Below are 16,838 nucleotides of genomic sequence, written 5' to 3'. Positions count from 1 at the left end.
GGGATTGAGGGTGGGGGTGAGCCAAAATCGAGATCTCACCCTTGCGACCCCTCACCGCCCTGCCGGGCACCCTCTCCCCGACGGGGCGAGGGTTTTCGTTGGGGCAAGCGCAACACGCTCCCAACCCTCGCCCCCTCGGGGAAAGGGTGGCGCGCAGCGCCGGGTGAGGGGCTGCCCCAAGCACTTGTCCCACCTAAACCCCCAGCATCCCCCGCTTCTCCTCATCACTGAGGAACCCAGCGCCCCCCACCCGCTCCCAGAGTGCCGCGCGATCCTCCGCCAGCGCCTCGACGCCATCGAAGTCCGCGACCACGCTCACCCCGCCAAACGCCGGCGCCAGCCAGTAGCTCAGATCGTCCGCCACCCGCCGCACCAGCGGCATCACCGTCTGCCGCCACAGCGCCCGGTTGGCCTCGACCATGTTCGAATAGGTGTTGTCCCCCGGCAGCCCGAGCAGCATCGGCGGCACGCCGAACGCCAGCGCGATATCGCGCGCCGCGCCGTGCCGCGCCTCGATGAAATCCATGTCCCGGGGCGAAAGCGCGATGGTCTTCCAGTCGAGCCCGCCTTCCAGCACCATCGGCCGCCCGGCATTTGCAGCGCCGGCAAACTGTTCCTCCAACTCGTCCTTGAGCCTGTCGAACTGGTCGGGCGTCAGATTCCCCGCCCCCATCGAATAGACCAGCGCCCCAGAAGGCCGGGCCGCGTTGTCGAGCAGCGCCTTGTTCCAGAGGGCGGAGGCGTTGTGGATGTCGAGGCTCTGCTGCGCTGCCTCGAGCGGAGCCATGCCGTAGTGGTCGTCGAGCGGGTGGAACAGCGCCATATGCAGCACTTTCGGGATCGGCGCCGGCTCCTGGCTCAGCTGCCGCGTCTTCGAGCCCACCGTATAGGCATAGGCCGAGGCCCAGCCGTCGCGGCCCGCCACCACCTTCATGCGGTCCGGCCGCAGCGCGAAGAGCCCCTTGACCTCGCCCTCGACGATCGCCGCTTCGAGATAGGCGTTTCCCGCCGTCTGCAGGTACGAATACACCGCCTCCAGCAGTTCGCTCCCCGACTGGCGCGGATTGGGGCGGCGGAGCAATTGCAGCACCGGGTGATCGCTTACCCGCCTGCCGTTTTCCTCGACCACCAGCGGCACCGAATTGGCCGCCTCGGCCACCATGCGCACACAGCGGTAGACTACCGGGTTCTTGGCGAAGCCCTCGTTGACGAGGCTCGAGAAGCCTCGCCGCGTCCAGTTCGCCTCGCCCAACTGCGTGAGCGAAAACACCGTCCCGCCGCCGCTCGACTTGCGTTCCACCGGCGCGTCCCGTCGCCCGCCGGCGAGGCGGGTCAGCCAATTGGGCATGGTCAAATCCTTGATTGAGTTTATGAACGGGGGAAACCTGCCAGAGGAGTCCCCATGACATTGCTCGCGATCGATCACGTCCAGCTCGCCATGCCTGCCGGCCGCGAACCGGAGGCGCGTGCCTTTTATTCCGGCATCCTGGGCATTCCCGAAGTCGCCAAACCCGAAAACCTGGCCAAGCGCGGCGGCGCCTGGTTCGAAACCGGCACCCTCAAAGTCCATCTGGGCGTCGAACAGAATTTTGTCCCCGCCCGCAAGGCCCACCCCGCCTTCCGCGTCGCCGACCTGCCGGACCTCATTGAGCACCTGCAGGCGTCCGGGGTCACCGTCACCACCGACGAACCCCTCCCCGGCTACACCCGCTGCTACATCGCCGACCCCTTCGGCAACCGCATCGAGTTGCTGGAACCGCAGCCCTGAACCGACCCCTCACAAGGTCTCTCCCTGTGAGGAAGAAAGCACCGAGGCGCGATCCAGCCAGCAGGTCCCCCCCCCCTAGTGGGGAGGGAACAAGGGTGGGGGTAAACCACCCCGATCTCGCCCTAATCTCCCCTCACCGCCCTGCCGGGCACCCTCTCCCCAACGGGGCGAGGGCTCTCGCCGCCTAACCGGCTGCGCCCCAAAAAACCGCACCAGCAACCCGCCCCCTCCCTTCGCCCCCTCGGGGAGAAGGTGGCGCGCAGCGCCGGATGAGGGGCGGCCCAGACACAGCAGGGGCAAATCTCGCCCCTGGCTCCCCCACCCTCAATCCCTCCCCGCAAGGGGGAGGGAAGCGCCGAGGGCACCACCGAGCCAGCAGGTCTCCCTCCCCCTTGTGGGGAGGGAACAAGGGTTGGGGTAAACCATCCCGATCTCGCCTAATCTCCCCTCACCGCCCTGCCGGGCTCCCTCACCCAACAGGGCGACGGCTTTCGCCGCCTCACGGCCTGCGCCCCAAGAAACCGCACCAGCAACCCGCCCCTTCCTTCGCCCCCTCGGGGAGAAGGTGGCGCGCAGCGTCGGATGAGGGGCGGCCCAGACACAGCAGGAGCAAATCTCGCCCCTGGCACCCGCACCCTCAATCCCTCCCCACAAGGGGGAGGGAAGCGCCGAGGGCACCACCGAGCCAGCAGGTCCCCCTCCCCCCTGTGGGGAGGGAACAAGGGTGGGGGTCAGCCACAACCCCGATTCAGCCCCTCACACCCGCCGCACCCGTGGCACCACCTGCACCTCTCCCAGCAGCAGTTCCGTCACCGCCCAGACCAGCGCATCCACCCTGTCCGGCGAATGGCCGTCGGCTCGGCCGTCCGCGCCGAATGCGCACATCTCGTCCTCGAGCGCGGACAATCCCTCGGCATGCGCCACGAGCCCGCGCGCATAAAGCGCCGCCACCGGCTCGGCCCGCAGCCATTTGCCCCGGTTGGCCCGGACGGCCCGGACCGGCACCGAGGCATCCACCTGTGCGATCACCGATTTCACCAGGTCCCCGCCCTGATTGACCTCGGCCACGATGCAGTCGGCCTCGAAATCGCGGAACGCCCGCACGGCGCGGCGCGCCCAGTTCACCGGATGCAATCCCGAGGCCGTGTAGTCCGCCAGCACCGCCGCGCCTTCGCCCGCCTGCCCCGTCACCACGATCCCGCAGGCATCGGCCTTGGGCCCGCCGGTGACGGGCGGGTCGACCGCCACCACCACCCGGCCCAGTTCGCCGCCGCGGAAGCGGCGGAACATGTCCCGGTTCCAGAGTGCGTCGGGCAGATCCTCGATCAGTTCGCCATCAAGTTCCTGGCGTCCGAGCACCGAGCCGCGATAGCGCCCCACCACCGCTTCGAGAAATCCTTCCGCCAGGTACTGGCGGTTATCCTCGGTCTTCATGCGCGTGAGGACCGTATGCTCATCGGCGAGCAGGCGCCGCAGCAGCTTGGTGGGCTTGGGCGTCGTCGTCGCCAGCTGCCGGGGCTTGTCGCCCAGCCGCAGCCCGAACTGGAGCATGTCCCAGGCCTCTTCGGCCTGCGGCCACTTGGCCACCTCGTCGCACCACGCCGCCGCGAATTGCGGGCCGCGAAACCGGTCGGGATCGGAAGCGGAGAGCACCGTCGCCTCGACCCCATTAGGCCAGACCAGCGAGGTGCCCTTGAGCACCGGCCGCTGCTCGTCGGGATGCACCGACAGGATGCCGCTTACGCCCTTCACCATCACCGCGATGGCCTCGGTCATCGTCTCGCCCACCAGGGCGATGGGAGAGACTGGGCTTTCCCCGGTGGCCAGGTCGCGCACCCATTGCGCGCCCGCCAGCGTCTTTCCGGACCCGCGCCCTCCCATGATGAGCCAGGTCGTCCAATCGCCGTCGGGCGGCAATTGCTGGGGGCGCGCCCAAGCGGGCCAGTAGAAGTGCAGTGTTTCATGCCACCGATCGGGGATCAGCCTGGCGATCTCTTCGCGCGAGTGGTTGTCCGCAAGCGATTGCAGGCATTCCCTGATCGCCCTCAGCTCATCCGCGCTTAAGCTTTTCAATCCGGCGCACCAGCTGGTTGGTCAGTTCCGTCATTTCCTTGCCCTGCTTGCCGGTGCGCTTTTGAATCGGCCGCGCATTGTCGATCTCGATCAGCCTTTCGAGCGTCTTGCACATGTTGGCCAGCAGGGTGATTTCCTTGGTGCTTTCCGTCTTCATCGTGACTTCCGTTGCCTCCAGCCGAATGAGGTGGGTTTCCAGCACGCGGAACATCCGCTTGATGCTGTTTTCAAGGTTGAGATGCTTGAGGTAGCGGCGCGCCCAGCCCAGCTGACGGGCAGCGTAGGCGAGCTTCCCCACCGTGAGCCCGTGCCGCATGGCGACTGCTTCCAGGGTGAGTTCGCGTCCCTCGTAGTCCACCTGGACCGCGGCCCAGAACGCCTTCATGTCATCGTCCATCCCCGCTCCTTTCCGCAACCGGGCGCTCCGCGCGTCGTTCACCCTCGTGAACCACGCGCGGAGGCCGGCATGCCCTCAACCGCCATCAGGAATTTCAAGTACGATCCGCAGAGCCGCACGCTCTCGGTGTGGTTCGTGCCGACCGGCAAGCGCTACGATTATCTCGCCGTGCCGCCGCAGACGGCCGAGGCCTTCCGCGCCGCCTTCTCCAAGGGGCGCTTCTTCAATGCCCGCATCCGCGACCGGTTCAGCTATCGGCTGATGCCGGAGAGGGAGCGCTAGGCCCATTTCTGCGACCGTAGCAAAACTATAGCGGATCGCCGTCACGCACGGATAAGTCCGGCAATGCGGCGCCGCCAAAACAAAAAGGGCCGCAAAAGCAGCCCTTTAGCTCGGTCGCCGGATGGGGGATAAGTTCCGGCGCCCAAAAAAACGCGAAAAATCAGAGGCGCTGGAACGACATGGACTGGCAGAAGATGCCCTTGCAGCCCTGCAGGCTCATCACATCGCCGGCCAGCGTCACCGAGCCCGAAAGGGTTTCCCCGTTATAGCTCACCGTGCCGCGCCACTTGTTGACCTGCACGGGCATGGCGCCCTGCACCACGTATTTGTTAAGATAGCGCAGGTTCTCGGCGCTGCGGACGTCCTGGCGCAGCCAGGTCAGCTTGGCGCATAGCTGCTTGCCGTCGCCGCACAGGGAAACCCTGAAGCGCGCGTCGCCCTGTTCGGTCTGCCAGACGCCCACGGGCGATTTGGCGATGTCCGCCGCCAGCGTTGGAGTCGCCAGCAGCGCAAGTGCCGCAGCGGCCGCGGCGATCCGTCTTGCATAGAATGGCACGGGAATTGTCTCCGGAAAATTTACTCTGTTTGGCCGCCTTATGGCCGAACAAGCTTGAACACGGTGCTAACCGCCCGTTCATCTGCCGTTCATTAGGAAGGAGCGCTCGGGACCGGGCACTATCTGTGCAAACCGGCAAAACTACGTTCCCTCGACGCGAGGGCAGGAGCCATAGTCCCGGCCTTGACTAGGATTCGTATGGAGTGAGCGCGATGTCTTTCCAGCTAAAGGACTGGAGTCTTTCCGAGATTCGCCCCCATCCCACGCTTCCCGGCCGGATTCTCGCGGTTGCCAGGGTTACCTTGCGCGAAGTCTCGGGGGGCCGGGTCAGCGAGCACCCGATCACCCTCAAGGTATGGACCGACGCCGAACCGGGCACCTCCCAGTCCGACATCGAATACGCGCTTTACGTCAAGGCGGCCGAGCTGGCGCGCCGCACCATGGCGGCGGCCGATATCACCAAGTTCGGGCTGGCAGCCGAGTAGCGGCGCTACTTGCGATATTCGCCTTCGTAGTCCCTGGGCGTCATGTAGACGCGCGAGGGCAGCGACTTGCTCGGGTGGCCGCCATTGAAGGCTCCGGCGCCACGGCAGAAATCGGCGCGTTCCGCCGCATCCACGTAGGCCAGCAGCTTGCTCAGGCTCGCGTCCACCGCCCGGGCCTCTTCATGGGGCGTTTCCACCAGCAGGTGGTCGAGCGCGTAGGAATACGAATCATAGCGATAGCGCACCGCCCGGGTAAACCAGTCGATATACTGCGCGTTCTCGGCCTGCCGGGCCGCCGCCTCGGTGGACATCGGGCTGCCCATGGCCAGCGAGCGCAGGGCCTCGGCGCGCTGGCGGTCGACCTCGATCACCTCGCAGATGGCCGCGAAGGCCGCCGGCATCAGCGCGACGTCGGTTTCGACATCGCTGCCCACGCGCTTGTAGCGCACGCGCGATGACTGGTAGGCGTCCGAGCGCAGCGTGCCGTAGTAGCGGTCGATGGTGAACTTGGCGTCGCGCGCCGGATAAATGCGCGTGCGCTGCAGCTCGACGGAGGTGTCGAACGCCCAGTCGCGGCCGTGCGGCGCGATGAGGAAGCGCCAGACCACGTCGTGCATCAGCCGTTCCTGGTCGGTCTGGTTGAAGTTCGAGACCGGCTCGCCCGCCTGGCTGGCGCGCCATTTGCCGACCGTGGGCATCACCACGTCATGGGTGAAGCTGGGCTGGGCCCGGCCGAAATCGCCCACGGGCCGCGCGCATGCAGCGGCCGTGCCGACCAGCGCCAGCGCCAGCAGGCCTTTAAGAACCCTGGCCGCGCCGCCGCTTCGGCTTGCCTGATGTCGTCCGGCTGTCCGGTTCTGGCCTGTTGTGACGCTCATACCGGACCCCGGTAAAAATCAATATCTGACCCGGCCCCGAAAGGGGCGGGCGTTTAGGGACCGATTCCGTCGGTCGATCAAACGGGACGAGCTTTCCCAAGCCAGCCTCCTGTTGCTGCCTCCGCCTTCCTGGCGAAGTGTCGAACGCCGCATGTCCGACGGTTTTCATTAAGAGATCGTCAAGGTTAACAGTCCGCTAACGAATCTCTGGAAAGAGTGATGGAGACGCGATTTGCGTCCCATTTTGCGACTTTTCAGACTTTTGGCTCAGGCGATCGATGCTCGGCTTCCAACCCTATGAAACTTTCCAGCTGCTGATCGAATCTGGTGGCGTTGACCGCACCAACACGCTGCTGGTGGCGGCCTGCGACGCCTATGCGCGGCGCGAAAAGCCCACCTCTGCCGAGCGTGAACAGTTCGAGGCCCTGGTGCAGCGCCTGTTCTCGACCGCTGCGCCCACCGCGCGCGCCAAGGCGGCGGCGACGCTCGGGCGCTCGGAACACCTTTCCCAGATGCTCGAGGAACTGGTTCTGGAGAATGCCGGGGACGACCTGCCCGATTACCTGCTCAACGCCCCGGCCATGTCCGAGGCGACCATGCTCAAGGTCATCGCCAAGGGCGAAGCCGTGGCCTGCGCCTCGCTGGCGCGCCGCTCCGATCTTTCCAACGTCGCCCTGGCCAAGCTCTTCCAGATGAATAGCCGGCGCGTCTATCGCGCCCTGGCCACCAACATGGCCATCGTGCCGCGCGGCCCCTATCTCTCGGCCCTCGCCCGCTCCGCGCAGATGGATTACCAGGTCGCCTGGTCGCTGGCGGCGCGCGACGATTTCGATTGCGCCCTGCTCGCCCCCGCCTTCTTCGATCTCAACGAGTCTGACCGCATCAAGGTCATCAAGGCGTTCGGCGAGCGCCGCACGCCCGAGGCGCCGATCAAGAAGACCATCGAGCAGATCACGGTCGCCACGGATGAACTCACCCGCGCGCTCATGAAGCTCTTCGCCGAGAATCGCCGGCCCGAAGTCACGCGCCTCCTCCACCAGATCACGGGCCTGGACGAAGTCCGCTGCGGCCAGATCGCCCATGACGTTTCAGGGGCGGCGCTCTTCGTGATCCTGCGCGCGTTCGGAGCCACGGCCTATGAGGGCCTTAAGGTCCTCATCCACGCCACCTCGCACGATGACGACAAATCGCCGGTGCTGACCGAGTTCGCGCGCATGTTCGATACGGTCACGCCCGATTCGATGGCGTTCCTGATGAGCTCGTGGCGCGGCGACGTGAACCTGCTCGAGCTCACCAAGCCAGAGTACAGGCCCTTTGCCGATGGCCGCCGCCCGGCCGAGCGCACCGAACGCAATCCGGTGCTCAACGAGGCCCTCGCCGCGCTCTCGCGCATCGGCACCCGTCGCGCCGGTTGACGACGACTTAGGTCGTGGTGACAGTTCCAGCCGGTTCGACTAGAACCGGTCCGGAGGTGCCGCCATGGCCAAGCAATATCCCGATATCGACGGCGTCCAGTCCGAGTTCATTTCGCGCCAGAAGATATTCTTTACCGCGACGGCGACCGCCGGCTCGCGCGTCAACATCTCCCCGCGCCCCACGGACTGCCTTCGCGTTCTCTCGCCCAATCGCGTCGTCTATCTCGATCTCACCGGAAGCGGCAACGAGACGGCGGCGCACACGCGCGTGGATGGCCGCATGACGATCATGTTCTGCTCGTTCGAGGGCCCGCCCAAGATTCTTCGCCTTTACGGGAAGGGTCGCATCATCGCGCAAGGCAGCGCCGAATATGGGGAGCTCCTGGCCGCGCACTACAACGAGGAACCGCTGGGCGCCCGCCAGATCGCTTCGCTCGATATCGACCTGGTGCAGACCTCGTGCGGCTTCGGCGTCCCCCTTTTCGACTACGCCGGGGAGCGCCCTACCCTGGCGCGCTGGGCCGAGGCCAAGGAAAAGGACGTCGGCCTGGATGCCTACCGGCGCGAGAAGAACCAGTTCAGCATCGATGGTCTGCCCACCGGGCTGTTCGAGGAGCCGGCCGAGTAGCCCGCTACTGCACCCGTCCCCAGCCGCCCACGAAGCGCGGATAGAAGACGCAGGTATCGGCCTGGGCTGCTTCGGCCAGCAGCCGCTCGCGCAGCGTGTCGATGCCGATGTCCTGCGGGCTGGCGATGCCGAGCTTTTCGATCATCGGCAGCATGCTGCGCACGGATTCGGCCAGGAACGCGAAGCCCGGCATGTCCTGGCTGTCCCCGATCCGGGTCATCCCGAACATCTGCGGGTGCAGCCCTGCCGCCTTGAAGGTGGCAAAGAGCCCGGCGCCGGGATTGGGGTCGAGCCCGGCCCGGCGATAGACCTCTGCAACCCAGGCCACGCACTGGTCGAGCAAGGGCGTTTCCCCGCTGGCGGAAACTGTATCCAGGTCCATCTCGGCGAAGGCGAAGATGGCGTTGGGCCGCGCCTCGCGCACGAGGCGCCCCAGCGTCTCCCCTGACTTGGGCAGGTGCACCATGATGAAGCGGCCGACGATGGCGTCGAACCCGTCGATGCCCTGGTAATCGTCGATCCTGCTATGGACGAATTCGGCGATGGCCCGGCCCGAGGCCTGGGCGCGCCGCGTGGCGACGGCCAGGGCATCCGGCGAAATGTCGATGCCCACCACCTCGCCGTCCGCGCCGACGAGGTCGGCCGCGATCATCGACACGTCGCCGACGCCGCATCCAAGGTCGAGCACGCGCATGCCCGGCTCGATCCCCGCCCGAACCAGCACCTCGCGGGTCATGTCTCCAAAGAATGTGGCCTGCCGTTCGAGCCGTTCGAGCTCGCGATCGGAGTGCCCCAGCACATAACCACCGGCGCCTTCGGTCTCTTGGACAGTCATTGGCTTCAGCTCCCCAGCGTAACCAAATACTCCGGGTCAGATATGCATTTGTTCACCACAAGTCTCAACGCCAAATACATATCCAAATGAAACGATAGCATGGTTATATCCTGGAGACGGGGCCGCCATGCCCGCAATAGACAAGACCATCGCCACTCCTTACGCCACCATTCGGGTCCGCGAGACCGCTGGATATGGCCTGCCGCTGCTCATGATCCACGGAGCCGGCGCCTCCAAGGAAGTGTTCGATAAACAGATCAACACCGCCCTGGGCGAGATGTACCGCGTCATCGCCATCGACCTGCCCGGGCATGGGGAATCCAGCAACGCCGTCGATCCGGCGGGCACCTATTCCTTCGGCGGCTTCGCCAAGGTGGTGAGCGAGGTGCTCGACGAACTCTCCGTCAACAAGGTCGCCGTCTATGGCTGGTCGCTGGGTGGCCATATCGGCATCGAGCTGCTGGCGACCGATCCGCGTGTGGTTGGGCTCATGCTCACCGGCGCGCCGCCGGTCAATCGCGGGCCGATCGGGCTGCTGCGCGGCTTCCAGATGCACCGCGACATGCTGCTGGCCTCCAAGGAGCACTTCAGCGACGAGGATATCGCGCGCTTCACCCGCCTTTGCTTCCGCGACAGCGAACCGCCCGCCGGGTTCATCGAGAATGTGCGCCGGACCGATGGCCATGCGCGCACCGGCGTCTTCAAGGCCACCATGAAGGGTCTCGATTCGGACCAGAAGCGCGTCGTGGAGAGATCGCCCGTTCCCATCGCCATGGTCGATGGCGAGTTCGAGCCCGTGGCCCGCCTGTCCTATGTCGGCAACCTCGCCTACCAGAACCTGTGGAGCGGCAAGGTCAACGTCATCGGCGGCGCCGGCCATGCCCCGTTCTGGGAGAAGCCGGACCACTTCAACGTGCTCCTGCACCGCTTCATGGGCGACATGGCCGTCTGCGCCCGTCCGCGCTCGGGCTGCGGAAGCGACAACCGCCGCGCCAGTTAGGCCAGCCTCACGCGCCTGGGGCGATATCGAGCCCCAGGTCGCTCTCGCGCGTTTCCACGCTCAGCACCCAGAAATCGGGGTCGAAGTCCTCCTCGCGCGCCAGCCGCTCGCGCACCTTCGCCGGTTCGACATGGTCGAAGCGCAGGCTGAACAGCCGGTCGGCGCTCCCTTCGTCCTCTGTGCGGGCGACAGCCGAGGCCGGGGCGAACAGTGAGACGGTGCCGTTGAGGTGATCGACCTCGATGAACACCTGTCCCGCGACGGGATCACCCCGGCGCGACACGACGCAGAACTGGCCGATATTGTTGTGGCGCCGGATGAAGGCGGCGCACCATAGGTCCGTGCGGAGCTGGCTCATGGCAGAGCCCTATATCACGGCTCCGGCTGCCACCAGCATGTCCACGAGCTGCGGGGTGACTTTCCCCGTCACGTCGTAGTTGTAGTAGACCTCGAAATTGCGAATCGCCTTGGCGGTCGCCTCGCCTGGCACGCCATCGACCGAGCCGGCGAGGAAGCCCAGGCTCGCGAGGCCGCGCTGCACCTTGGAGACCAGTTGCGGGTCCGTGGAGGACGTGGCGCTGGCCGGCGCCTGGAGCGAAGCGGTCTGCACCGACGGGGCGGTCACGCGTTGCTGGGCCGGGGGTTGTTCCGTCGCCTGCCGCGTGGTGACGAGCTGTGCGGGCGGCTGGGGCGTCTGCGTATTGCGCGCCGCCGGGATCTGACGCACGGCGCCGGGCTGGTTGACCCATTCGCCGACCGTATTGGCCACCGTATCGAAGGCGTTGGCCGCGCCGTTGGCGACTTCGTCGAAGACATCCTCGGCCGTCGGCTTGACCTGCTGGGCGATCAGCACCGGCTGCTCGCTGCGCACCGCGACCTGCTGCTGGGCGGGCTGGCTGAAGACCAGCGGCGGCACGGCCTGTTGCTGGGCCACGGGCTGCTGGGGCGCCACGTAGACATTGCCATTGGCGGCCATCTGCTGGACCAGCCGCTGCTGCGGCAGCGCGGCGGGCTCCTGGGACTGTCCCTGCACCAGCATCGTCATCTGGTCGTTGACGGGCGCCCGCAGGATCATGTTGACCACGTCCTCGGTCAGCGCGCCCTGCGGCTTGAGCCCGGCGGCGGCTTCGAACTTGCGGATGGCCGAGGCCGTCATCGGCCCGTAATAGCCGTCCACCTTGCCGTCGAAGAGGCGAAGCTGGGCGAGCTTCTTCTGCACTTCGAAGACGCGCGAGTTGCCGATCGGCTCGCCATCGGGAACGTCGGCGATGGTGGCGCGCTGGGAAACGCTGGCGGTCGTCTGCGGGCTGACGGGATCGCTGATGTAGTCGGGCTGCACTTGCCGGGTCGCGGTCTGGCGCACGGCCGGCTGCACTTCGGCGACATCCTCCGTCACCGGGGCCATGGCCTGGGCGGTGGCGGTGCCCGAGAACAGGGGCGCCGGGTGGCGATGCTGCTGGTTGAAGAGCGCATTGTTGGCCGCCATCACCGAAAGGGTGGTGAGCACGAACACGCTGCTATAGGCGAGCGGTGCCCTGGCGAAATGCGATATTGCCCACAGGCCGATGCGCCCTGCGGAGGACGCAACGGCTCCGCCCGCCATCACGGGCAGGCGGGTCAGCACGGTTGCCGTCATAAAGCTCTTCTTTTTCTTGCGTCTTGCCATGCGGGAGTTTGCTGCACGCTCGGTTCGCGGCGGATAGGTGTGACAGATGCCGTTTCGGGTAGCTTAATCGCCGGACCGTTTACCGGGAGTAAAACCGTCATCGTTGTCCCCACGCCGATCTCGGAAACCGCGTGCATGGAGCCTTCGTGCAGGTCCACCAGGCCCTTGACGATCGACAGCCCCAACCCGGTGCCCTCGTATTGGCGGGCTAGCCCGTCATGCACCTGGAAGAAGGGTTCGCCCAGGCGACGGATCGATTCGGGCCCCATGCCGATGCCGTTGTCGCGTACCGAGATGTTGAGGTTCTGGCCCTGCCGTTTCATGGACAGGGTCACCACGCCATAGTCGTGGCTGAACTTGATGGCGTTCGAGAGCAGGTTGATCACCACCTGCCGGCAGGCGCGCTCGTCGGCGGTCAGCATGGGCAGCACCGAGGGGATATCGGTGCGGATGGTGATGTTGCGGGTGCTGGCCATCGGCCCCACGATCTGCAGGCTCGGCTCGACCAGCGCCGAAGGCGCGAAGGCTTCGGTCTGGAGCTCGAACTTGCCCGCTTCGATCTTGGACATGTCGAGCAGCATCTTGACCACGTCGAGCAGGTGATGGCCGCTCTGGTGGATAAGGCCGGCATATTCCTTGTGGGTCGGCGACAGTTCGCCGCCGATGCCGGTCGACATCATCTCGGAGAACCCGACGATGGCATTGAGCGGGGTGCGCAGTTCGTGGCCGATCGTGGCGAGGAACCGCGACTTGGCGTTCGAGGCATCCTCGGCGGCCTGCCGGGCCGCCTTCATCGCGTCCTCGCCATCCTTGCGGCTGGTGATGTCGCGATAGAGCGCCACCACCTCATGGCGCGAGCCGGCCATGTCGTTCTCGACGACGGGCGAGAAGGCGACTTCCACCCAGATGAACTGGGGCGCGCGTGCGGTGCCTTCCGGGTCGTCCCGGCGCATGCGCACTTCGATAGTGCGCGCCTTGCCGTCCTGGTTGGCGTCGGCGAAGGCGGTGAGGTAGGTCGGGCGGTCGAGCACATGGATGCGTTCGCCCAGGCCGCCGCGCGAGAGTTCGTAGCGACGGCAGCCGAAGAGGCGCTCGGCCGAATGGGACGAGAAGAGAACTTCGCCGTCATCGCCGAATCGCATCACGGCGTCCTGCACGTGCTCGATGAGATGGCGGTAGGTCTTGATCTTGCTGGCGTCGTGGACTTCGAAGCCCGCGCCAAGGCGCGCCGCAGCGAAGCCGACGAGCAGCACCGAAACCACGAAGGCGCCGATGCCGCCGAATCCCGGCGCAAGCGCCGCCGGCAGCACGACGAACTTGAGGGCGGTGACGCCCGAGGCGATGAGCGCCACGGCGACGAAAACCCAGCTGCGCTTGCGCAACGCGCCGCGCGACATAAGCGCTGCATAGATCGGGGCCATGAGGGCGGTCGCCAGGCCGAAATCGACGAAGAGCGGATGGGCCAGCGCCATTACGGCGCCGATAGAGCCCATGCCATAGACCTGCGCGGCGGCGGACCGCTCGTACTGGCCGCGCTGGTGCAGCGCCATGCTCATCATGCCGGCGACGAGGGCAATCACGGCCGCCACGAACGGCACCAGCACCCCGCCGATCAGGGTATAAAGCGCAAAAGGAAGCGCGAGAACGCCCGCAACGATGAAGACGCGCGAGCCCACGTCCAAGGTCCGGCGACGCAGAATCTCTGGCCGCCCGCTGCCCGAAGCAACAGGATTGGACGTCTCTTTGCCGAGGCCCAAAGAGAAAAGGCTACGCATCACAAAACTCACCGGGGTTTGCCCCTTTATTCGTGGAATCACCCTTTCATCGAAGACCTAAGACAGAATTAAGTGCACCCCGGCCGGCTCCTGTTTCCCGTGGCGAAGTGCTTGTTCTGCGGTCGGTTTCCGGCGGTAGCGTAAACAAGTCCTTGCGCACGATCGGCGGCAATTGATTCAAATTTTATCGATTGGTCCCATCCGCCATTAAAGCGCCGGTCATAATGTTGCAGGTGCAAGAGGCGGCCGAGTACCGCTCTGGTGGAGCAGCGATCTTGAGGTTCATTCTGAAATCGGCGTTCTGGCTGACAGTGGCCTTCATGGTGATCCGGCCCGGGGTAGACCTCCCCGCCGCGGCGGGCGCCGTGACGAGCCAGGCCCTGGCGGCGGGCCAGTCGGCAATCGTCCAGCAGATCGACAAGACCGAATGCAACACCCTGCAATGCGTCGGCGGCAAAGCCCTCCTCTCTGCCGCTGTCACGAGTGCTGCCCTGCCCGCTCCCGCTCCGGTCACACCCATGCAGATTTCCACGACCGAAGCGACGGCCCCGGTCCCGCGGCCGCGGCCGGCCTGGCTGGGTTAGTGCCGGACGTTGCCGCCAAGCCCCCGCAGGGCGGCCATGGGTCCGGTTTGAGCTGCAAGCACGCTGCCCCGTGTTTGCAGCTCTTTTTGTTTTGGGACGGCGCTTCAAAACACCGGCCCGGTGTTGGATTGACCCGGCGCTTGCACTAAGTAGTGGGCATGACCCAGCCGCAAGCCTTCCTCGATATCGCCGAAAACCTCTCGTTCCTTGACGATTGGGAAGACCGGTATCGCTACATCATTGAACTGGGGCAGGCCCTTCCGCCACTGGCTCCCGAGGAGCGCAGCGAGGCCAACAGGGTTCATGGCTGCGTTTCCCAGGTCTGGCTGGTTTCCTCCGAGGACGGTGAGAACCTCACCTATCGCGGCGAGTCCGACGCGATGATCGTCCGTGGCCTGGTCGCCATCTTGGTCGCCATCTATTCGGGCCGCCCGGCTCGCGAGATCGCCCAGACCGATGCCATCGCGCTTTTCGATGAACTGGGCCTGCGCGAGCACCTCACCACGCAGCGGTCCAATGGCCTGGTGGCCATGGTCAATCGCATCCGCTCGGAAGCAACCTCCCGCGTCTAGCCGAAGACACTCGGCCGGGCGTCCTCGCCCATCCAGCCGCGCTGGCGCACGCGCTGTGGCCCCTGGGCGGCGGCGCTCAATCCCAGGTGGCGGGCCACCTGGTCGAGTCCGATGCGCAGCACCAGCTTGGCGCTGCGTCGCGGCCAGCCGCGCTCGGCCTCGACAAGCTGCAGGCCCTTGGAAAAGCCGCAGACATCCAGGACGACGCTGGCACAGTCCGGCGGCAGCGACCGCACGATGTCCTGAAGCTGGCGACGGGCATCGGCCGCCAGGTCGCTGATCTCTCCCGCACCCGCCCCCGACTTGGCGTTGACGGTGTGGGTGGCCGAATAGCTCATGGTGAGACGCGGTTGCAGCCGAGCCCGTTCGGCAAGGCGCCGGACCCGCTCGCCTGCCTCAAGCTGGGCCCTGTCGAGAAAGGCCTGGCTTTCACCCCTGGCGGGCCGCGCGAGACGAGCCAGCGGGCTCTCGGCGAGATTGCGATTGAGCCCCTCCTCCGTCTTCACCAGTTCGCGATGCTGGCCGGCGAAGTGTTCGGCCTCGAGGCTGTTGCGGCGCAGCCAGGTCCTGGCTCCCGAACCGGCGCGGCAGGTATGCCCGTCCGCTTCGAGCACGCCGTCCGCCGCGAGCCGCGCTACGACCCGCTCGGGAGCACGCAATCTGGCCTCGCCTGCCTGGAGACCATAAGCCTCTCCGACGCGCCTGCCCGTGGCGCCGCCGATGAGCGCGCGCACGAAACGCATGGTGTTGCGGTCAGGCTGCATGGGCCACTCCGGCGCGCGCGAGCCATTTGGGGAGGCTGCCGGTGATCTCGTCTATCGCTGCCTCGAGCCGGATGACTTCGCTGTCGAACGCCGCGTCGTCGCGCTTGTCCTCCACGCAATGGCAGGCATGGGACACCGTGGTGCGGTCGCGGCCGAAGAAGGCCCCGATCTCGGTCATGGGCCGCTGCAGGACGACATGCATGAGGTACATGGCCAATTGCCGGGCCTCGGCGACGTCGGCAGCGCAGCGCGACTTATGCAGCAGCAACCCGACCGGCACGCGGCGTTCGCGCGCCACCAAGGAAAGTATTCCTGCGACGGCGAGGTCACCGACAAAGCTCGCCTGCATGGATTCGCCGAACCCTTGCCTGGAAACGCTGGCGTTCTGGCTCCAATCCGCCCCTCGCATATGCATCCAAGTCCTCCGAAGCAACATAGGATATTATTCCTATATGATTGCGGCAAGACTCGAGGGCGGGGATAAGTTCCTCAGAGGCGTTTGGGGGAAGCGGCGAGCGCCCGGCGAAAGCTGGCGTTCCCGCTTTGGCCGCCGGGCGGATAGGCGGGCGGCGAAAAGCAAAACGGCCGCCCCCGAAAGGACGGCCGTTTCAAGATCTGAACTGCGCCTGTGGCTTACTTGTCGTCGGCCTTGCGGCCGAGGCCATTGTCCTTGGCGAGGCGCGAGCGGGTCGCCGAGTAGTTCGGGGCGACCATCGGGTAGTCGGCCGGCAGGCCCCACTTCTCGCGGTACTCTTCGGGCGAGAGATTGTAGTGGGTGCGCAGGTGGCGCTTGAGCGACTTGAATTTCTTGCCGTCTTCCAGGCAGATGATGTAGTCGGGCGCCACGGACTTGCGGACCGGCACGGCCGGCTTCAATTCTTCAACCGGCTCAGGAGCTTCGGTCGACTGCAGGCCCTTGAGCGTTCCATGCACATCGACAATCAACTTGGCCAGGTCGGTCGGGCTGAGCGCGTTGTGGCTAACATAGGCCGAGACGATCCCAGCACTCAGTTCGATGAGATCGTTGTCAGCCAAAGTCGCAGCACCATCGATTTCGCTCATATCTGAACCTTCTGTGTATTCCCATGGGCTTCGCGGAGGAGATTTCGAAGCCCGGTCAAAATCCGAAACATGTTTCTGCATGATTCAATGCGCGTTGC

The 16,838-nt window shown here is 65.9% G+C and carries 20 protein-coding genes; 8 read left to right on the top strand and 12 right to left on the bottom strand.

Annotated features, from left to right (window positions below; genetic code table 11):
• Positions 1-193: 193 nt before the first annotated feature.
• Positions 194-1,348, bottom strand: a complete 1,155-nt coding sequence (locus FNA67_RS06520; protein ID WP_049704434.1) for a phage portal protein — start codon at positions 1,346-1,348, stop codon at positions 194-196.
• A gap of 54 nt (positions 1,349-1,402) precedes the next feature.
• Here FNA67_RS06520 and FNA67_RS06515 point away from each other — a divergent pair, with 54 nt between their 5' ends.
• Positions 1,403-1,768, top strand: a complete 366-nt coding sequence (locus tag FNA67_RS06515; protein ID WP_147655456.1) for a VOC family protein — start codon at positions 1,403-1,405, stop codon at positions 1,766-1,768.
• Positions 1,769-2,524: 756 nt separating this feature from the next.
• On the opposite strand, the gene FNA67_RS06510 is transcribed toward FNA67_RS06515, so the two are convergent.
• Positions 2,525-3,841 carry a DNA-packaging protein gene (locus tag FNA67_RS06510; RefSeq protein ID WP_244616498.1) on the bottom strand — a complete coding sequence of 439 codons (1,317 nt, stop codon included), beginning with the start codon at positions 3,839-3,841 and terminating at the stop codon, positions 2,525-2,527.
• The gene (locus FNA67_RS06505; RefSeq protein WP_147655455.1) at positions 3,819-4,238 is read right to left on the bottom strand and encodes a hypothetical protein; all 420 of its coding nucleotides are present in this window, start codon (positions 4,236-4,238) and stop codon (positions 3,819-3,821) included. The genes FNA67_RS06510 and FNA67_RS06505 overlap by 23 nt, the downstream gene beginning before the upstream one ends.
• Before the next feature lie 69 nt (positions 4,239-4,307).
• On the opposite strand from FNA67_RS06505, the gene FNA67_RS06500 reads away from it, so the two are divergent.
• Positions 4,308-4,520, top strand: a complete 213-nt coding sequence (locus FNA67_RS06500) for a KTSC domain-containing protein (RefSeq protein WP_049704431.1) — start codon at positions 4,308-4,310, stop codon at positions 4,518-4,520.
• Between the two features lie 160 nt (positions 4,521-4,680).
• Here FNA67_RS06500 and FNA67_RS06495 read toward each other — a convergent pair whose 3' ends face one another.
• Positions 4,681-5,076: a DUF2147 domain-containing protein gene (locus FNA67_RS06495; protein ID WP_049704430.1), complete on the bottom strand. Its 396-nt coding sequence runs from the start codon at positions 5,074-5,076 to the stop codon at positions 4,681-4,683.
• 212 nt (positions 5,077-5,288) lie between these two features.
• Between FNA67_RS06495 and FNA67_RS06490 the strand changes: the two genes are divergently transcribed.
• Positions 5,289-5,561, top strand: a complete 273-nt coding sequence (locus FNA67_RS06490) for a hypothetical protein (protein WP_147655454.1) — start codon at positions 5,289-5,291, stop codon at positions 5,559-5,561.
• Between the two features lie 5 nt (positions 5,562-5,566).
• On the opposite strand, the gene FNA67_RS06485 is transcribed toward FNA67_RS06490, so the two are convergent.
• Complete coding sequence (locus FNA67_RS06485; RefSeq protein WP_147655453.1) at positions 5,567-6,439, bottom strand: hypothetical protein; 873 nt, start codon at positions 6,437-6,439, stop codon at positions 5,567-5,569.
• A gap of 278 nt (positions 6,440-6,717) precedes the next feature.
• On the opposite strand from FNA67_RS06485, the gene FNA67_RS06480 reads away from it, so the two are divergent.
• Positions 6,718-7,854 carry a DUF2336 domain-containing protein gene (locus FNA67_RS06480; RefSeq protein WP_147655452.1) on the top strand — a complete coding sequence of 379 codons (1,137 nt, stop codon included), beginning with the start codon at positions 6,718-6,720 and terminating at the stop codon, positions 7,852-7,854.
• A gap of 64 nt (positions 7,855-7,918) precedes the next feature.
• Positions 7,919-8,482, top strand: a complete 564-nt coding sequence (locus tag FNA67_RS06475) for a pyridoxamine 5'-phosphate oxidase family protein (protein WP_147655451.1) — start codon at positions 7,919-7,921, stop codon at positions 8,480-8,482.
• A gap of 4 nt (positions 8,483-8,486) precedes the next feature.
• Here the strand turns inward: FNA67_RS06475 and FNA67_RS06470 are convergent, their stop codons facing one another.
• Complete coding sequence (locus FNA67_RS06470) at positions 8,487-9,317, bottom strand: class I SAM-dependent methyltransferase (RefSeq protein WP_049704425.1); 831 nt, start codon at positions 9,315-9,317, stop codon at positions 8,487-8,489.
• Positions 9,318-9,444: 127 nt separating this feature from the next.
• On the opposite strand from FNA67_RS06470, the gene FNA67_RS06465 reads away from it, so the two are divergent.
• Positions 9,445-10,317, top strand: a complete 873-nt coding sequence (locus FNA67_RS06465; RefSeq protein ID WP_147655450.1) for an alpha/beta fold hydrolase — start codon at positions 9,445-9,447, stop codon at positions 10,315-10,317.
• Positions 10,318-10,324: 7 nt separating this feature from the next.
• On the opposite strand, the gene FNA67_RS06460 is transcribed toward FNA67_RS06465, so the two are convergent.
• Genes FNA67_RS06460 through FNA67_RS06450 form a run of 3 tightly spaced genes read right to left on the bottom strand, consistent with a single transcriptional unit; the run spans position 10,325 to position 13,659 of the window.
• Positions 10,325-10,675: a DUF1491 family protein gene (locus FNA67_RS06460; RefSeq protein ID WP_147655449.1), complete on the bottom strand. Its 351-nt coding sequence runs from the start codon at positions 10,673-10,675 to the stop codon at positions 10,325-10,327.
• A gap of 9 nt (positions 10,676-10,684) precedes the next feature.
• Entirely contained in the window at positions 10,685-11,953 is a 1,269-nt protein-coding gene (locus FNA67_RS06455; RefSeq protein ID WP_170267235.1) for a peptidoglycan-binding domain-containing protein, read from the bottom strand.
• The gene (locus tag FNA67_RS06450) at positions 11,950-13,659 is read right to left on the bottom strand and encodes a sensor histidine kinase (protein ID WP_170267234.1); all 1,710 of its coding nucleotides are present in this window, start codon (positions 13,657-13,659) and stop codon (positions 11,950-11,952) included. Before FNA67_RS06450 ends, FNA67_RS06455 begins: the two co-directional genes overlap by 4 nt.
• Before the next feature lie 374 nt (positions 13,660-14,033).
• Here FNA67_RS06450 and FNA67_RS06445 point away from each other — a divergent pair, with 374 nt between their 5' ends.
• Together FNA67_RS06445 and FNA67_RS06440 are read left to right on the top strand one after the other, a co-directional pair.
• Positions 14,034-14,342 carry a hypothetical protein gene (locus FNA67_RS06445; RefSeq protein ID WP_147655446.1) on the top strand — a complete coding sequence of 103 codons (309 nt, stop codon included), beginning with the start codon at positions 14,034-14,036 and terminating at the stop codon, positions 14,340-14,342.
• Between the two features lie 158 nt (positions 14,343-14,500).
• Positions 14,501-14,914: a SufE family protein gene (locus tag FNA67_RS06440; RefSeq protein ID WP_049704419.1), complete on the top strand. Its 414-nt coding sequence runs from the start codon at positions 14,501-14,503 to the stop codon at positions 14,912-14,914.
• Here FNA67_RS06440 and FNA67_RS06435 read toward each other — a convergent pair.
• The 3 genes from FNA67_RS06435 to FNA67_RS06425 form a co-directional block, all read right to left on the bottom strand.
• Positions 14,911-15,678 carry a DUF6456 domain-containing protein gene (locus FNA67_RS06435; protein WP_147655445.1) on the bottom strand — a complete coding sequence of 256 codons (768 nt, stop codon included), beginning with the start codon at positions 15,676-15,678 and terminating at the stop codon, positions 14,911-14,913. The two genes, FNA67_RS06440 and FNA67_RS06435, sit on opposite strands and share 4 nt — an antisense overlap.
• Positions 15,668-16,093, bottom strand: a complete 426-nt coding sequence (locus FNA67_RS22240; protein WP_244616495.1) for a helix-turn-helix domain-containing protein — start codon at positions 16,091-16,093, stop codon at positions 15,668-15,670. The genes FNA67_RS06435 and FNA67_RS22240 overlap by 11 nt, the downstream gene beginning before the upstream one ends.
• Positions 16,094-16,311: 218 nt before the next feature.
• Entirely contained in the window at positions 16,312-16,740 is a 429-nt protein-coding gene (locus tag FNA67_RS06425) for a Ros/MucR family transcriptional regulator (protein ID WP_049704418.1), read from the bottom strand.
• Positions 16,741-16,838 lie beyond the last annotated feature (98 nt).

It is taken from the genome of Youhaiella tibetensis (assembly GCF_008000755.1).
Classification (GTDB): domain Bacteria; phylum Pseudomonadota; class Alphaproteobacteria; order Rhizobiales; family Devosiaceae; genus Paradevosia; species Paradevosia tibetensis.
Note: the sequence above shows the minus strand (reverse complement) of the source record. Positions and strands in the feature narration are given on the sequence as shown.

Bases quoted from the DNA above. Each gene is read 5' to 3' on its own strand.
- FNA67_RS06520 (WP_049704434.1), bottom strand. From the start codon at position 1,348: ATGCCCAATTGGCTGACCCGCCTCGCCGGCGGGCGACGGGACGCGCCG.
- FNA67_RS06515 (WP_147655456.1), top strand. From the start codon at position 1,403: ATGACATTGCTCGCGATCGATCACGTCCAGCTCGCCATGCCTGCCGGC.
- FNA67_RS06505 (WP_147655455.1), bottom strand. From the start codon at position 4,238: ATGGACGATGACATGAAGGCGTTCTGGGCCGCGGTCCAGGTGGACTAC.
- FNA67_RS06500 (WP_049704431.1), top strand. From the start codon at position 4,308: ATGCCCTCAACCGCCATCAGGAATTTCAAGTACGATCCGCAGAGCCGC.
- FNA67_RS06490 (WP_147655454.1), top strand. From the start codon at position 5,289: ATGTCTTTCCAGCTAAAGGACTGGAGTCTTTCCGAGATTCGCCCCCAT.
- FNA67_RS06485 (WP_147655453.1), bottom strand. From the start codon at position 6,439: ATGAGCGTCACAACAGGCCAGAACCGGACAGCCGGACGACATCAGGCA.
- FNA67_RS06480 (WP_147655452.1), top strand. From the start codon at position 6,718: ATGCTCGGCTTCCAACCCTATGAAACTTTCCAGCTGCTGATCGAATCT.
- FNA67_RS06475 (WP_147655451.1), top strand. From the start codon at position 7,919: ATGGCCAAGCAATATCCCGATATCGACGGCGTCCAGTCCGAGTTCATT.
- FNA67_RS06470 (WP_049704425.1), bottom strand. From the start codon at position 9,317: ATGACTGTCCAAGAGACCGAAGGCGCCGGTGGTTATGTGCTGGGGCAC.
- FNA67_RS06465 (WP_147655450.1), top strand. From the start codon at position 9,445: ATGCCCGCAATAGACAAGACCATCGCCACTCCTTACGCCACCATTCGG.
- FNA67_RS06460 (WP_147655449.1), bottom strand. From the start codon at position 10,675: ATGAGCCAGCTCCGCACGGACCTATGGTGCGCCGCCTTCATCCGGCGC.
- FNA67_RS06455 (WP_170267235.1), bottom strand. From the start codon at position 11,953: ATGACGGCAACCGTGCTGACCCGCCTGCCCGTGATGGCGGGCGGAGCC.
- FNA67_RS06440 (WP_049704419.1), top strand. From the start codon at position 14,501: ATGACCCAGCCGCAAGCCTTCCTCGATATCGCCGAAAACCTCTCGTTC.
- FNA67_RS06435 (WP_147655445.1), bottom strand. From the start codon at position 15,678: ATGCAGCCTGACCGCAACACCATGCGTTTCGTGCGCGCGCTCATCGGC.
- FNA67_RS22240 (WP_244616495.1), bottom strand. From the start codon at position 16,093: ATGCATATGCGAGGGGCGGATTGGAGCCAGAACGCCAGCGTTTCCAGG.
- FNA67_RS06425 (WP_049704418.1), bottom strand. From the start codon at position 16,740: ATGAGCGAAATCGATGGTGCTGCGACTTTGGCTGACAACGATCTCATC.